Consider the following 676-nt stretch of genomic DNA (forward strand, 5'->3'; position numbering starts at 1 on the left):
TCGGAAAGAACAGTAGGCGTATATATGCGAGAAATGGGTATCAAGGCCTGTTACATTAAACCATATGTAAAAACAACCTTTGATAGTGATTTTTCAACAAAGCTACATAACGTATTAAAAAGAGACTTTTCACCAAGCAAGCCAAATGAGGCATGGTGTACAGATATAACGTATATATTCACCTTGGAAGGATTTGTATATCTTACAAGTGTAATGGATCTATATTCAAGAAAAATAATTGCATGGACGTTATCAAAGACACTGGAAGTAGAAGAAGTGTTGAAATGTATAGAAATGGCTAGAAAGCGCAGAAAAACAGCAGATCCTGTAATTATTCATTCAGACAGAGGAGTACATTATACAAGCAAACTTTATAAAAAATTAACCAAAGGATTGATTCTAAGTTATTCAAAGAAAGGCACACCTTGGGACAATGCATGCATAGAATCTTTTCATTCAGTAATAAAAAGAGAATGGTTAAATCGTACTTTAATTTATGATTATGATCATGCGTATGATTTGTGTTTCGAATATATTGAAACATTCTACAACACAATACGAATTCACAGTCATTGCGGTTATGAATCGCCAAATCAATATGAGAATAATTATTATTCAAAGCATTAAAATTTAAAATTTATCTATTTTATGAGTCCTTTTTCTTGACATAGTACCA

The 676-nt window shown here is 31.4% G+C and carries 1 protein-coding gene; it reads left to right on the forward strand.

Annotated elements, in window-relative coordinates:
• A partial coding sequence (locus tag DWY01_RS11720; RefSeq protein WP_199519965.1) for an IS3 family transposase occupies positions 1-627 on the forward strand: 627 nt, incomplete at its 5' end.
• Positions 628-676 lie beyond the last annotated feature (49 nt).

The organism is Eubacterium sp. AF22-8LB, from assembly GCF_003458715.1.
Taxonomy (GTDB): Bacteria; Bacillota_I; Bacilli_A; order Erysipelotrichales; family Erysipelotrichaceae; genus Holdemanella.